At 69.8% G+C, this 13681-nt stretch carries 14 protein-coding genes; 11 read left to right on the top strand and 3 right to left on the bottom strand.

The window, feature by feature from the left end:
• Positions 1-114: 114 nt before the first annotated feature.
• From ACGFR7_RS19550 to ACGFR7_RS19530, 5 genes are all read left to right on the top strand, one after another.
• Complete coding sequence (locus ACGFR7_RS19550) at positions 115-306, top strand: hypothetical protein (RefSeq protein ID WP_328389449.1); 192 nt, start codon at positions 115-117, stop codon at positions 304-306.
• 784 nt (positions 307-1090) lie between these two features.
• On the top strand, positions 1091-1417 hold the full coding sequence (locus ACGFR7_RS19545) for a PadR family transcriptional regulator (RefSeq protein ID WP_393320461.1): 327 nt from the start codon (positions 1091-1093) through the stop codon (positions 1415-1417).
• A complete protein-coding gene (locus ACGFR7_RS19540; RefSeq protein WP_393320458.1) occupies positions 1414-1770 on the top strand; it encodes a DUF1048 domain-containing protein in 357 nt (118 codons plus the stop codon). Before ACGFR7_RS19545 ends, ACGFR7_RS19540 begins: the two co-directional genes overlap by 4 nt.
• A 1-nt stretch (position 1771) precedes the next feature.
• On the top strand, positions 1772-2098 hold the full coding sequence (locus ACGFR7_RS19535; protein WP_393320455.1) for a DUF1048 domain-containing protein: 327 nt from the start codon (positions 1772-1774) through the stop codon (positions 2096-2098).
• 473 nt (positions 2099-2571) lie between these two features.
• The gene (locus tag ACGFR7_RS19530) at positions 2572-3078 is read left to right on the top strand and encodes a DinB family protein (protein WP_393320452.1); all 507 of its coding nucleotides are present in this window, start codon (positions 2572-2574) and stop codon (positions 3076-3078) included.
• Between the two features lie 128 nt (positions 3079-3206).
• Here the strand turns inward: ACGFR7_RS19530 and ACGFR7_RS19525 are convergent, their stop codons facing one another.
• The gene (locus ACGFR7_RS19525) at positions 3207-4658 is read right to left on the bottom strand and encodes an amino acid permease (protein WP_393321006.1); all 1452 of its coding nucleotides are present in this window, start codon (positions 4656-4658) and stop codon (positions 3207-3209) included.
• Positions 4659-4878: 220 nt separating this feature from the next.
• Positions 4879-5835 (bottom strand): hypothetical protein, encoded by a 957-nt coding sequence (locus ACGFR7_RS19520; protein WP_393320449.1) that lies wholly within the window; start codon positions 5833-5835, stop codon positions 4879-4881.
• Between the two features lie 959 nt (positions 5836-6794).
• Here ACGFR7_RS19520 and ACGFR7_RS19515 point away from each other — a divergent pair.
• Positions 6795-7370, top strand: coding sequence for a winged helix-turn-helix domain-containing protein (locus ACGFR7_RS19515; protein WP_393320446.1), 576 nt, complete (start codon positions 6795-6797; stop codon positions 7368-7370).
• Positions 7371-7538: 168 nt separating this feature from the next.
• Here the strand turns inward: ACGFR7_RS19515 and ACGFR7_RS19510 are convergent, their stop codons facing one another.
• Entirely contained in the window at positions 7539-9248 is a 1710-nt protein-coding gene (locus ACGFR7_RS19510; RefSeq protein ID WP_393320443.1) for an enoyl-CoA hydratase-related protein, read from the bottom strand.
• Between the two features lie 346 nt (positions 9249-9594).
• Here ACGFR7_RS19510 and ACGFR7_RS19505 point away from each other — a divergent pair, with 346 nt between their 5' ends.
• The 5 genes from ACGFR7_RS19505 (at position 9595) to ACGFR7_RS19485 (ending at position 13677) form a co-directional block, all read left to right on the top strand.
• Positions 9595-9750, top strand: a complete 156-nt coding sequence (locus ACGFR7_RS19505) for a hypothetical protein (RefSeq protein ID WP_393320440.1) — start codon at positions 9595-9597, stop codon at positions 9748-9750.
• Between the two features lie 139 nt (positions 9751-9889).
• Positions 9890-11128, top strand: coding sequence for a hypothetical protein (locus ACGFR7_RS19500; RefSeq protein ID WP_393320437.1), 1239 nt, complete (start codon positions 9890-9892; stop codon positions 11126-11128).
• A gap of 37 nt (positions 11129-11165) precedes the next feature.
• The gene (locus tag ACGFR7_RS19495) at positions 11166-11756 is read left to right on the top strand and encodes a hypothetical protein (RefSeq protein ID WP_393320434.1); all 591 of its coding nucleotides are present in this window, start codon (positions 11166-11168) and stop codon (positions 11754-11756) included.
• Between the two features lie 45 nt (positions 11757-11801).
• Complete coding sequence (locus ACGFR7_RS19490) at positions 11802-13109, top strand: MFS transporter (RefSeq protein ID WP_393320431.1); 1308 nt, start codon at positions 11802-11804, stop codon at positions 13107-13109.
• Between the two features lie 100 nt (positions 13110-13209).
• The gene (locus tag ACGFR7_RS19485; protein ID WP_393320428.1) at positions 13210-13677 is read left to right on the top strand and encodes a hypothetical protein; all 468 of its coding nucleotides are present in this window, start codon (positions 13210-13212) and stop codon (positions 13675-13677) included.
• Positions 13678-13681: the final 4 nt, after the last annotated feature.

The raw sequence follows: 13681 nt of genomic DNA, 5'->3' as shown, positions 1-13681 counted from the left end.
AGGAGGTCCGGCACGAATCGGCCCGGCGCATGGCGTGCGGGTGTTCGGAGGCGGTCCCATGATGGAACCAAGCGAGGTCCCGGCGACCCGGCGGGCGCGGACAGAGGAGGACCTGTGACGACCAATGGCAGTGACACGTCGGCCGAGCGGCACCCGGTCGAGCTGTACACCGGTAGCGAGCGGCCCTACGACCCGGAGGACCTGGTGAAGGCGTCCGGGCGCGAACCCACCCCGTCGAGCCTGGAATGGGCCAGGCGCCTGATGGCCGAGGAGGGGCCCGGCGCCATCGAGCGGTATCTGCCGTGACGGCCGCCGACTGAGTGAGCGGGCCGGGCAGGGAGGACCGCCCGTCCCGCGGCACGGTAGGCGCCACGGCCGCGGACGGGCGGTCCGTCGTGCCTGCGCACGGCGAGGCGGTCACGGGCGCAGGACCTCGGGCCCGTCGAGGATGCGCCCGGTGCCGTGTACGAGGCGGAACATTTTGGAGATGTGCACGGTGCCGCCCGGCCGCGCGTACGCCGGGCAGTTCGCCGAACTTCGTGCGTGGGAGCGGGTGGAGGCGGCTGAAGGTGTCGGACTCCTCCTCGGACGGGGTGGGGTCCTCGATCCCCGCCTCGCCCGGGATGACGCTCTGCCGGTCGGTTGACTGCTGGTCGGTCTCGACCCGCTTGCAGACCAGGTTCGCCATCCGGGGCCCCTTCCGTACGGCGGATCGGCCCCTGTCTGCCGCCAAACCCTGTCATCGATCACCCACCGACCTGATGGGATTCGCGCCGCCAACGGGCCCCGAAAAGGGCCCGTTTCATCGGACGCGCGCCGCGCCTGTCGTCATTCGGTCGTTCACCCAAAGGCGCGAACTGGCCGGCAAGCCGCCTGGGGAGGCCGAGGACCGGGGCGTTGCGCTGATGACGTACGAGCCCCCGCCGACCACGGAGCCGGGCCGATGAGGTAGCCGCCACCGCGGGCCCTGGGTCCTCGCAGATCGGTCCCGGGTCCGCGCCCACGGAGATGCCTCCAGCTCCACTACTCGGTGATACCGTATAGCGGTACTCGGTAGCACGTTGTACCGAGAGGCTGAGGAGGACCCGCGATGGACGACCTGACGGAGATGCTGAAGGGCACGCTCGAAGGGTGCGTGCTCGAAATCATCGGCAGCGAGGAAACCTACGGGTACGCCATCACCCGTCAGCTGAACGAGCTCGGCTTCGCCGACGTCATCGAGGGGACGGTGTACACCATCTTGCTGCGGCTGGAGAGGAACGGACTCGTCCAGGTGACGAAACGACCATCCGGGGTCGGTCCGCCGCGCAAGTTCTACGCGCTCAACGACGCCGGACGCGAGGAACTCGCGAAGTTCTGGGCGAAATGGCAGTACGTCTCATCACGCATCGACAGGCTCAAGGAGGGGGCGAGATGAACTTCTGGGAGACCATCACAGGCGGCGATCTCACCAGCGAATGGAAGGCGCTCGAAGCCCGGGCCGAGGCCCTGCCAGACGACTACCGGGCCGCGTGGGAACAGATCAAGGGCCACCTCCTCCCCCATACGGGCTTCACCGGCCGCAACCTGACGCCGGTCCTCGACGCCGCCCTGGGGCTGCTCGAAGTAACAGCGGCCGACGGGCAGAGCGTCCACGAAGTGCTCGGCGATGACATCCGAGGCTTTTGCGCGGCGCTGGCCGGTGGAGAAGGGACGCGATCCTGTCGCGACCGGTGGCGCGAGCAGTTGAACCGGAACGTCGCAAGGAAATTGGGCCGGCTGGGAGGCTGACGTGAGCGTCCAGGACATCATCGAGGGCAAGAAGCAGTGGCGGGCGCACATGGCTCGGGTCAAGGGGCTCCCGCCGGACTACCAGATCGCCTGCAAGGAGATGCAGAGGTACCTGTTCAAGGTCGGACCGATCGGCCTGCCTGACGGACCCCTGCTCCCCGGGATCGTCGACTTCTTCGAGGAGGGCGTCGCCGCGGGCAAGGGGGTCTTGGAACTCATCGGCAACGACGTCGCCGCGTTCTGCGACGACCTGATCAAGGACGCTCCGACCTATGCGGACGTCTACCAGGAATCCATGAGCGGGGAACCCGGCACGGCCGAGAAGTGACGCGCCCCGCCCCATGCCGGCGGACGTAGCCCACCCGCGCAGTTTGTTCGCCTCCGCCGGACAGAGTCACCCTGGCTCTTCCCCGGCGGCCAGCCCGGCCGACCGATCAGTGCCTGGGGCATGGGCGAAAGGCTCCGCACGCTCGGCATCCGGGGAAGCCCGCTGGACGGCGCTGTTTCCAGCTCGCCGGCGAGCTGCCCGCCGCGGTCCTCGCCCGCACCCCCGGCATCGACATCAGTCGCCGTCACATTGCAGCGAGCCGCTGCTGGAGACTGGGCCGCCTACGCGGCCGAGGTCAGCCGCCGGGCGACTCACTCACCAGGAGGGAAACACCGTAAACCGCTTGCGGCGGCCCCCGGCGCTCGGGAAGATCCCTCGACCACGGCCGCCCTGCATCGCTGCGGCACCGCTCAGCCCTGCCTGTCCGCCCACCCGCCCAGTCCTCGGGGACTCGCCGCGAAAAGGAATCCACCGTGACCACCGAACGCGTCTCGCCGCCCGTCCGCGCCAACGAGCGGGAGACCCTGCGGTCCTGCCTCGACTTCCACCGCGCCACGCTCGCCATGAAGACCGACGGCCTCTCCGACGAGGACCTCAGGCGCCGGTCGAGCCCGCCGTCCACGCTCTCCCTGCTCGGCCTGGTGCGGCACATGGCGGAGGTGGAGCGCACCTGGTTCCGCCGGGTGATCGCCGGCGAGGACATCCCGCTCGTGTGGTCGGCCGAGGGCGACTTCCAGGTGGCGTACGACGCGACCACGGCCACGCGCGAGGAGGCCTTCGAAGCCTGGCAGACCGAGGTGGCACACGCCCGGCGCATCGAGCGGGAGGCGGCATCGCTCGATGTCACGGGCTACCAGCCCCGTTGGGGTGAACATGTCTCCCTGCGCCTGGTGATGCTGCACCTGATCCATGAATACGCCCGCCACAACGGCCATGCGGACTTCCTCCGCGAGGCCATCGACGGCACGGTCGGCCCGTAGGGAGCCCGCCGCCACCGGTGCCCGGTGGCGGCGCGCGGCCGGGCCGGCCGGGGAGAGCGCGGCCGGTCCGGCCCTTCCGCGCGAGCCCGCCACGGGCAGGAGATGGTCCGGCTCTGTGGTCGCCGTCCCTAGATCAGGTCCATCGCGGCGACCTCGTCGGGACGGCCGTAGCTGACGGGCCCCTGGAAGCGCCGTCGGGCGGTGGCGAACCACCAGACGGTGGCGATGACCAGTACCACCGCCAGCGCGATGGGCGCGTAGTTGAACGAGGCGGGGGTGATCGGGGACGCCTGGGGCAGCATGAACAGCACATTGCTGATCAGGATCCAGGCCACGGCGATCGCCGCGACGGGCTTGCCGTAGCGGCCGAGGTTCCACGGTCCGGCCTGGAAGTCGTCGAGCCGCAGCCGCAGGAAGATGGGGACGGCGTAGGCGAGGAACAGGCCGACGACGTTGACGCTCACCACGGCGGTGAAGGCGGTGTGGGACCACCAGCCGGGCAGCACCAGCACCAGCGGGCAGACCGCGGCGAGCCAGACGGCCTTGACGGGCGTACGGGTGCGCGCGGACACCGAATGCCACCAACGGGAGCCGGGCATCGCCCCGTCCCGGGAGAAGGCAAAGATCTGCCGGGTATTGCTGGTCATGTTGGCAAGACCGCAGAAGAGCATGGCGCCGATAACGATCAGCAGCAGGAACTGGGCGGTGCTTTGGCCGAGCGCGTCCACGAGAATCTGTACCGGCGGCGCCTCGGCACTCGCGGCATGGCCGTAGTCACGGATCGCGTACACCAGGGCGAGCATGAGGATCAGTCCGGTGATCGCGGAGTAACTGATTGCTCGCATGATGCCCCTGGGGGCATTGACAGTGGCCTTCACCGTTTCTTCAGACATGTGGAAACTGCCGTCGAACCCGGTGAAGGTCCAACTGGTGACGAGCAGACCCAGCATTCCGCCGTACAACGCATGGGTGAAGCCGGTGTTGTTGACGAAGTGCAGTGCGAACGAAGGCGGTTGGTGATGGCCGGGGATCAGCGCCAGCGCGCCGACGATCACCACCATGCCGATCAGCAGCCACCACACGGAAATACGGTTCACCACGGCAACCAGTCGCACCGTATAGGTGTTGGCCAGCGCCTGGACGAGAAGGATGGCCGCGGTGATACCGACGGTCTGCTGGGGTGTCGGCTCGTAGGACGGCCACTGCATGGAGACGAACGCCTGGATGAAGGTGGCGGCGGCGAAGTTGGTGGCGGCGGTGCCGCCGACCTGGCCCACGAAGTTCAGCCAGCCCGTGTACCAGGACCAGGCGCCCTGATGCCGCTTGGCCAGCTTGCCGGCCGAGAAGTAGAGCGCGCCGCTGGTCGGGTAGGCGGAGGCAATCTCCCCCATCGCGGCACCGACGAACAGCACCATGACCGACACGGCGACCCAGCCGAAGATCAGCACCCGCGGGCCGCCGGCGTTCATACCGAAGCCGAAGGAGGAGAAGATCCCGGAGATGATGTTGATGATGGTGAAGGAAATGGCGAAATTGTCGAACGCGCGGAATCGGCGGGTGAGTTTCCGCGGATAGCCCATGGCATGGAGCGTGGCGTCATCGTCGAGGGTGACGGGGTCTGCCGTGTGGGGGTTTTGCGAGCGAGATGGGGACGTACGCTCGGACACGACCGCAACCTTTCTGGGGGGAACCGGGGGGACAATGGAACGGGTCGATCTGGTCCATCTGATGAACGGGTGGAGTGGAAGCGGTGAGCCTTTTCCGGTGTCGCATTCGGTACGGCTCGGGCCTTCTCATGAATCAGCCGCCATGGGGTACGGGGAGCCCGCAGGAGCGCCTTGCCCTGGTCAATTGCTCTTCCGGATCGCCGAATGCACTCCAGGGCATACGCGAGGCATACGGCCCCATGGCCGTAAAGACTTCCCGCGCCTCGAATTCACGTTTCGCCATGTGCAGCGCGTGGGCCAGATACGCCAGATCCAGCACCGGCGTGAAAAGGTAACCGGCCACCTGTGGGAACCAGTTCCGGTAGACACCCATGGCCGCTGAGATCCACTGGGGCTGCTCCCAGGTGTGGTCCGCGAGCAGTTCGGACGGGTTGTAGTCCTCGACCAGCGCCACCAGCGGCAGCAGCCGCAGCGGCGAGGCGGCGGGGGCCCGCTGGCTCAGGAACGCGGCAACGTCCCAGCTCGCACTGGACGAACCGCCGTAGCGGGTGAAGAAGAAGGACAAGAAGCGGTGGTGCGCCTCGCGGTGCCAGGGGTCGAGCCGGAGGATGTGCGCGAAGAGGTACCAGGGCCCCGTCGGAGCGGTCAGCAGCCCCTGCGGTGCCGGGTCCTGCGGGCGGTCGAGGCGCGTCAGCGCCAGTTGCGCCACCCAGGGCGTGGGGTCCTCGGGGAGCAGCTTCGCGGCCCGCTCACACGCCGACCGCGCTATCCGGGCCAGGGCGCCCTGCCGCCGGTCACCGGCGTCGGCCATCCGCAGCGCACGGAGCATCGCCACCCGGGCCCAGAGCAGCGCCGCCTCCGGTCCCGGCTCTTCGGCAAGCCAGCGCTCGGCCAGATCCGAGTCGGCGGCGACGGACGCCAGCACCAGGGACCGGTGGGCGCGCACCTCGAAATTGTCCCGGGCTTCCCGCAGAACTTCGTGCGCGCTCAAGTACCGTCCGGTCCGGACGTCCATACACGCGCGCGCCAGCGCCCGGTCATTGGCAGCCGGACTCCACACGTACTGTCCCTCGAAAGAGCCGGCCGCCATGGTCCCCTCCCGGTCACGAAGGCGTCATCCCCCACACCGCATTCCGGCTGCGCCGAATTCAGCCGGACCCTGCCACTGGTCAAGTGACAGCGAGCCACACCCTACTCACCCCCAACTCCCTGCGAAAACAAGTCGCCTGGAATATCTGGTTCCGCACCTTTTAGTCTCGATGAGATTGAAAAAGAAACAACTTCTCGGCCAGCCTTCCGAACCTCCTTGCTTTGCACCCCCGTTCATCACCGCGCGTTTATTTGGCATATTCACATGCCCACAGCGCCTTCACAACTGGGCATCGTCGCCGACTACCCCTCCGTATCTGCCACTTCCCTGGATGCCGAGCGCGCCCCCGACTCTCGGCCAGTTCAAGGAACTTTTCCGGCCATGCCGGTCGGGGTGACGCGGCGGCCGGGACCGACGGGCGCGCGCCCGCCCCGGCGAGCGCACCCCTCACCCCTGGAGGCGTGACCCGCTTCGCACCACCCGCACCGTCAGCGCGGAGACCGCCACCGGGCCCACGCAGCCCCACGAGCACCCCGAATCATCAACATTCAATGAATTCCTGACGCGCTTGGGCAACGGAACAGCGGGCACCCGGAAGCCACGGGCCGGCTCGCCGCCCGGGCGGGCGCCGCCCCAACACGAAGTCGGCTCAAGAGCAACCGAATTAGCGGACGCTACTTTCCGGAAGCACGCGATTACATGTAGCGTTCGACTGGACCGGAGGCCGTGACTTCACACCACGTCACGGCTGGGTACGGGCATGGGCGCGAGCGTTCCTGCGGTACGAGCGGAGCGATCGCCCCCGATGGGCGCACCTGCACCACAAGTGTCTGGCCGCCGCCCCGCACGACCACCGGACCGCCTCGCGATCGCTGCGTAGCACCTCAGCACCCCTGAACGTCGAGCACCGCCATGTCTGTCCGTACACGCCTGCTTTGCAAGAGGAATGGGCCCAGATCATGTTTATGAACTCCTCGACGACCCCGCTTGCGTTGCGTCCGGACGCCGACGTCGTCCGGCCGCTCACAGCCGGGCCCGGCGAAGGGCCACCCCTGGCGGTCGACCGGCTACCCGACGGAAAGTGGCAATTGACCCTGCACGACCTGGAACCCGTATCGGTGCACCGGCTGCCGTCCGACGAGGTCCACATCATCCTTGCGCCGCCGGGCGAGGAGCCGTCCCACCTCGGGGAGCCGTCCCACTCCGGGGAGCCTCCGGCCGGCCGGACCCGGCTGGACCCGGTACACATCGACACCGCGGCCCGGACGGTCTTCATCAGAGGGCGCCAACTCGATCTGCCACGACTGGAATTCGACCTGCTCGCCCACCTTGTGCTGCACCCCCGGCGCGCCTTCACCCGGGAACAGCTGATGGACGCCGTCTGGCCCAACTGCCAGTCCAGCACCCGCACGGTCGATGTCCACATCGCCCGTCTGCGCCGACGCCTGGGGCCCGGCCTGCGCGACACCATCAGCACGGTCTTCGGCATCGGCTACAAGTACCTGCCTGCCGCACAGGCCGACGGCCGCGACTGACCCGCCGCCGCAGCCGTCACCAGCCCGCCGCCAGCCCCCGTGGACGCAGACAGCGGGCCGGCGACCGACGGAAATCGGCCACCGGCCCGGCCTGCCGGGAGGCCCGGCCCGCCCGCCGTTCCCCGGCACTCACGCGGCACTCACGGCCACGGACCGGGGCCGTCCCCCTCAGGTCCCGGCGGGTGAGGTGTTCAGGTGTGCGGGGGCTCCGGCCGCGGGTTCCTTGCGTACGAAGGCCCGGCGCAGGGCGTGATACGGCTCGTCAGGGTCGAAGAAGGTGCGGTGCATACGGGCCAGTTCATCCTCCCGGTAGGCGGCGAGCGGCCGCTCGGCCTCGTCGCGCTCCCGGGACGCCTTCTTCGTGGCGATACGGGCCTGGGTCGCGGAAGCCGATGCCAGCCGGACGGCGAGGCGGGCGGTCTGTGCGGCGAAGTCCTGCGCGGTGCAGTCGATGATCCGGTCGACCAGGCCGAGCCGCGCACCGGCCGCCGCGGTCATCGGCAGGGCGCGGGCCATCAGCTGCCCGGCCACCTCGGGGCCTGCCCGGCCGGGCAGCGTGTAGGTCCAGTACTCGGAACCGTAGAGCCCCATCAGCCGGTAATGCGGGTTGAGCACCACGGCCGAGCGGCACCACACCTCGTCGGCGGCGAGGGCCAGCATCGCCCCGCCCGCCGCGGCATTGCCGCCGAGCGCGGCGACCACCAGCCGGTCCGTGGTGGTCAGGACGGCATGCACCAGGTCGTCCATGGCGTTGATATTGGCCCAGGACTCCTCGGCGGGGTCGGCGGCGGCCTCGATGACATGGAGATGGATGCCGTTGGAGAAGAAGTCCCGGCGGCCGCCGAGGACCAGCACGGAGGTCGGCCGGGCACAGGCGTGGCGGTAGGCGGCGAGCAGGCGCCGGCAGTGACCGGTACTCATCGCACCGCCGGGAAAGGAGAACTCCAGGAAGCCGGCCGGCCCGTCCTCGCGGTAACGGATGTCGCTCCAGGTACGGGGGCCGCCGCCGGGGTCGAGCGGGGCCGGGATCTCCGGGAGCCGCGGGAGGCGGTCACCCAGCGCCAGTGTGGCGGGCAGCTTGGGGGTGCCGGGCTCCCCCGGCGCGCGGGGCGCCCGCAGCTCCGGGATCCATACCGCGCCGTCGGCCGTCGCCCGGCAGATCGCACCGCCCCGGGTGGCGAGCAGCTCACCGGGCCGGCCCGTCAGGGTGTCCTCGGGGTGGCCCCCGTGCAAATACCAGCGCTCGCCGAGGAGTTCATCACGGACACCTGGCTGTGAATCGGCGGCACGCAGCGTGCGTACGACGGTATCGGTGGGGTCGGACCGCCAGTCGATCCGGCGCAGCTCCTGACGGAAGGGCGGGCGGGGGCGGCCGGGCCGCGCGGCGTCGGGCAGGGTGGCCTGCGGCTGCGGCCGGTGGGTGCCGGAGGCCACCCGGGCAACGGCCGTCAGCACCGCTTCGACCGCACCGTCGGCGATCTCGTTGCGGTACAGGTCGCTCTTGCCGACCTCGGGTACGGGGAAGTCGGCCGCCGCCCAGATGTCGCCGGCATCCATCTCGTCATTGGCCTGCAGGACCGTGACCCCCCACCGGTCGGCGCCCAGGTGCACCGCCCAGTCCACCGAGGACGGGCCGCGGTCGCCGACGGGCCCGGGGTGCACGATCAGGCAGGTGTACGCCGACCACACCTCGTGGGGCACGGCCGTCTTGAGCATCGGTGCCACGATCAGGTCGGGGGCGTGCCGGCGTACGGCCTCAAGGAGCGGCGTCCCGCGCGTCACCAGCTCCACACCCACGTGGTGCCCTCGCTCGCCGAGTTCCGCGTAGACGCGCTGCGTCAGGCTGTTGAACGCGCCGGCGATGAGCAGAATGCGCACAGCGGACTCCCCTGGGGCTGGAACCGGTCAGCGGGTGATTGGTCGTGATCGTTCCTCACGGGCGGCCGTCCGACTCCGGAGCCGCGCCAGGGGTCACCCGATCGCGGCCGCCGTGCGGCCCAATGCGCGCCCGAGACACGAGTTGACAGGCCGTCAGTTAGTTCCGCCTGAAGATCATCTCGACGGAATCCCGCCAAAGTTGGCGCACTCCACACACTTCCGCGGACCGCGACATTGCCGTTAATTGACATTCACTTGGTCATACTTTTACCTTCGATGGTGCGGCATCAGCGCAGGTCAGCGCCGTATGCCCGGTTCGTCTTCCGCAATCTCACCGGAGGTTCCCATGGAGCAGCTCATCAAGAAGATGGCCCAGGACCACGTCTGGCAGAGCTGGCTGGCCGCCAACTCCGCACAGCAGACGGCGAAGAACGGTTGCATCAGCGCGGCGCCGAAGGCGGGCTGCATCAGCGCCGCACCCAAGGCCGGCTGCATCTCCTGACCCTCGCGGCTCAGGTGCCCGGAGCGGACCGGCGATCACCGGGAGCGGGCCACCCCCGCCCCCGGCCACCGGCCCGCTCCGGGCACCACCCCCTGCCTTCCCGTGTGGGCACCGTCTCCCGACCAAGGACGAGGAATCCATGGATGGTCAGCCGACCGCCGAGGTCATCGAGCAGATCCGCGACATACCGATCTACCGTGCGTCGCTGGCGAAAGGCCACTTCCCCCTGCTCGACAAGCCGGAGATCGCGCGCGGCTTCCCCGACAACTGGATGACCCCCCGGCTGGCCGCGGCCCTGGAGTCCGGGGAGGCGGAGTTCGTTCTCTCCACCGGCACCCACCACGCCCGGATGCAGATCATCCGGCCCCCGTATTTCCTGCTGCACTCCTACTACCGGCTGTGGAGTGAACATCCCGATATCGCCGACACCTGGGAATCAGGCTGCCGGCGGGTCTCCCTGACCACGGTGCTGGCCACGGAACACGTGGCGCGGGTCAATGCCGCCCGGCGCGGTACTCCGCCGGATCCGGTGCCCGCCCTCGCCGACCGGCAGCTCGATGCGCGTACCTGCTACCTCAATCTGCGGCTCGATCCGGCGCTGTGGGAGCGCGACGAGGTGGTGCGGATGCTCCGGGAGATCCGGACCGCCGCGCAAGCGCACCCGCGCGGCTGGTACCACCTCGACTGCTCCGGCTATCACCTGGCGCATCTGCTGCGGAAGGTCGCCGCATGGGGGCTGTGGGACGACTTCCCGCCGCCCGCCAGCATCATCCACGCCTACGAGTACACCCCGGTGAACGTCCGGCGTTTTCTGCACCAGCACTTCGCCTGCCCGGTCATCGACCTGTTCGGCAGCACCGAGCTCGGCTATCTCTACTTCAGCGACCGCCGCGGCACCTACCGGCCGCATCTCGGCAAAATGAGCGTCGAACTCCATCCGGTCGCCGACGGCAGCACGATCCACCAGCTCATCGTCACCAGTGTGCGCAACCCCTTCATGCCGCTGGTGCGGTACCGCTCGGGCGACTGTGTACGCACCCTGGACGGAACGCCGGACCCGGGAAAGATCTCCCAATTCTGCGGTCGTGAAAAGGAATTGCTCGACACTCCGCACGGTCCCGTCGCGCAGGGCGACCTCGACCGGTGCATCGGCGAGGCGTCCCCGCAGGTCTTCCTGTACCAGTTGCGGCTGACCGGCGAGGCGACGGCACGGCTGGTGTACACGACGTTCGACGGCACACCCGTCGAGCCCGCCCGGGCCGCGGCGCTGGAGGAAGCAGTCGGTGAACTGACCGGGCGGCGCTGCCGGCTCGACCACCGCCCGCACCTCCCCATCGGGACGTCGGGAAAGTACGCCTGGCTCACGACCGGACACTGACCCACCCGGACGTCTTCCTCACCCGGACAGGAGAAGCATGACCACCCCGCCACGGATATCCCCCGACGCCCTCACAGACCTGCTCGGTAAAGCGCTGTACACCGAAGTGGTGACGTATTTCGACGGCAAGAGCGCCGCGCCGCGAGAGTTCGTGGAGCGCCAGGTCACCGAGTGCCTGCGCTATCTCTATCTCGTCTCCCGGCACCACGACCGGCTCAGCGGTCTGTTCCTGCCCGTCGAGCAGGACATCGACGAGATCTGGCACTACCTCATCCTGCAGACCGGCGAATACCGGGCGTTGTGCGAGGAACGGCTGCCGGGGCGCTTCTTCATCGAGCACCGCAGCATCGCCTACGAGGACTACCAGCAGGAGCCGGGCCGCGAGCAGGCCCTCGAAGAGGCGCTGCGCTGGATTCCGCTGTACTGCCGGGAATTCGGGCCGTTCGACGAGGGGGCGCTGCCGCACTGGACCATCGTGCGCTTCCTCCATGAGCAGATGGGGCTGTCGCTCGCGGACATCGCGGCGCTGGAACCGACGGAGTCGGCGACCGCGACGGCGACGGCGAGCGCGTCCGCGACCACGACCGCGACCGCGTCCGCGACCGCGACCGCGACCGCGACCGCGTAGAGCCTGTCTTCGCCGGCCCCCGTCCGCCACGAACCGGAAGGAATCATGAGGGCTCGCCACGCTGACCTCGCCGAGCGCGAAGTACCGGAACAGCGGCGGATTCTGGCTGTCCTGGTCTTCTCCCAGATCCTCAGCGGCGCAGGTCTCGCCGCGGGGATCACCGTCGGCGCGCTGCTCGCCGAAGAGATGCTCGGCTCGACCGGCCTGGCGGGCGTGCCCAGTGCGCTGTTCACCGCCGGAGCCGCGCTCGGCGCCGTCGGCATCGGCCAGGTCTGCCGGCGCCGCGGCCGGCGCCCCGGTCTTGCGCTCGGCTACGCCGTCGGGGCGCTGGGCAGCCTCGGGGTCGTGGTGGCGGCCGCCCTCGGCCAGGCGCTGCTGTTGTTCGCGTCCCTTTTCGTCTACGGAGCGGGCACCGCGACAAACCTGATGGCACGTTACGCGGGTGCGGATCTGGCCTCGCCCGCACGGCGCGGACGGGCCGTGAGCACCGTGCTCTTCGCCACCACGCTCGGTGCGGTGATCGGCCCCAACCTGGTGACGCTGACGGGCCGGGTCGCACACTCCTGGGGCATCCCCCGGCTCGCCGGGCCGTTCCTGCTGGCCGTCGCCGCGTTCGGGGCGGCCGCGGTGGTCCTGGCCGTTCTGCTGCGGCCCGATCCGCTGCGGCTGGCCGAGAAGCTGGCCGCGACGCAGGCCGGGACGGCGGCCGAGAGCCCCGCGGACGAGGCCTGCGGCGGGCCGGCTGCCCGGCCGGACCGGCGCGGGGTGGTCACCGGCACCGGGATCATGGTCCTCACCCAGCTCGTGATGATCGCCGTGATGACGATGACGCCGGTGCACATGCAGGCACACGGCCATGGCACGCAGGCGGCCGGCTGGGTCATCGCCCTCCATGTCGGAGCGATGTTTCTGCCCTCCCCGCTCACCGGTCTGCTGGTCGACCGGGTCGGCCGGCGGTGGATCGCGGGCGCGTCCGGTCCGGTCCTGCTCGCCGCCGGGGTGGTGGCCGCCGCGGCACCGGACTTTGTGCCCGCCCTCGCCGCGGCACTGGTACTGCTCGGCCTCGGCTGGAACTTCGGGCTGGTCAGCGGCACCGCCCTGGTCACCGACGCGCTGCCGCCCGCCCGTCGTGCGTCGGCGCAGGGGCTGGTGGACGTCGGGATCGCCCTCGCGGGCGCCACCGGGGGGATGCTCTCGGGCCCGGTCGTCGTACTGGCCGGCTACCCGACGCTGGCACTGGCCGGCGGCATCCTCGCGATGGCGCTCATCCCCGTCCTCGCGTGGGCGGCCCGCCGGCCGCCGCGCACCGTCACCGCGCCCGCGGCTCCCCCTACGGAAACGGAACGGGCATGAACCTCCCTTCGCCGTACGGATGTTCCCGGCTGTTCTCCGGGGGAATCTGGAAACTTGGCGTCATTTCTCGTTATCACGCTCGAAACCTGGATGCTGCACTGTGAAGGCAGAGTGGAACCGTGCGGACGAACCACGGGGGGCGATGATGCGGAAGGACGCCTGTGTAGCGGGCATACCCGTGCTGCGCCTGTGCCGTATGTCGCTGACCGCCCTGCTGGTGGTCATGGCCTTCCTGCTGGGTGGCGGTGCGGCGGCGCCCGGTGCGGCCAAGACCGCGTTCTCCGCCTCGTCCGCCGCGAAGTCCGCGAGCACGTCGGCCGTCAAGCCCGGCTATGAGAGTGAAGAGGAAAAGGCGAAGCGCGAGGCCGAGCGCGGTCAGCCCCGGCGCACCGCCCGGACCTCCGTCGGCGTTCCCCAGCACACCGGCCGCCCGCTGCCGCCGTTCAGCTCGGGCGCCATGACTCCCGTCGCCACGACGGCCTCCGGTGTCCCGGCGCCCGGCAGCTCCACCAAGGCCGCGTCCAGAGGGGCCGGGCTGACCGTCCTGCACTGCGTCTTCCGCTGCTGAGAGC

This window comes from Streptomyces sp. NPDC048516, assembly GCF_043199875.1.
Classification (GTDB): domain Bacteria; phylum Actinomycetota; class Actinomycetes; order Streptomycetales; family Streptomycetaceae; genus Streptomyces.
Note: the sequence above shows the minus strand (reverse complement) of the source record. Positions and strands in the feature narration are given on the sequence as shown.

Excerpts from the sequence above, each read along its gene's own strand:
- ACGFR7_RS19515 (WP_393320446.1), top strand. The coding sequence starts at position 6,795 with ATGTTTATGAACTCCTCGACGACCCCGCTTGCGTTGCGTCCGGACGCC.
- ACGFR7_RS19525 (WP_393321006.1), bottom strand. The coding sequence starts at position 4,658 with ATGGGCTATCCGCGGAAACTCACCCGCCGATTCCGCGCGTTCGACAAT.
- ACGFR7_RS19490 (WP_393320431.1), top strand. The coding sequence starts at position 11,802 with ATGAGGGCTCGCCACGCTGACCTCGCCGAGCGCGAAGTACCGGAACAG.
- ACGFR7_RS19500 (WP_393320437.1), top strand. The coding sequence starts at position 9,890 with ATGGATGGTCAGCCGACCGCCGAGGTCATCGAGCAGATCCGCGACATA.
- ACGFR7_RS19520 (WP_393320449.1), bottom strand. The coding sequence starts at position 5,835 with ATGGCGGCCGGCTCTTTCGAGGGACAGTACGTGTGGAGTCCGGCTGCC.
- ACGFR7_RS19545 (WP_393320461.1), top strand. The coding sequence starts at position 1,091 with ATGGACGACCTGACGGAGATGCTGAAGGGCACGCTCGAAGGGTGCGTG.
- ACGFR7_RS19505 (WP_393320440.1), top strand. The coding sequence starts at position 9,595 with ATGGAGCAGCTCATCAAGAAGATGGCCCAGGACCACGTCTGGCAGAGC.
- ACGFR7_RS19540 (WP_393320458.1), top strand. The coding sequence starts at position 1,414 with ATGAACTTCTGGGAGACCATCACAGGCGGCGATCTCACCAGCGAATGG.
- ACGFR7_RS19495 (WP_393320434.1), top strand. The coding sequence starts at position 11,166 with ATGACCACCCCGCCACGGATATCCCCCGACGCCCTCACAGACCTGCTC.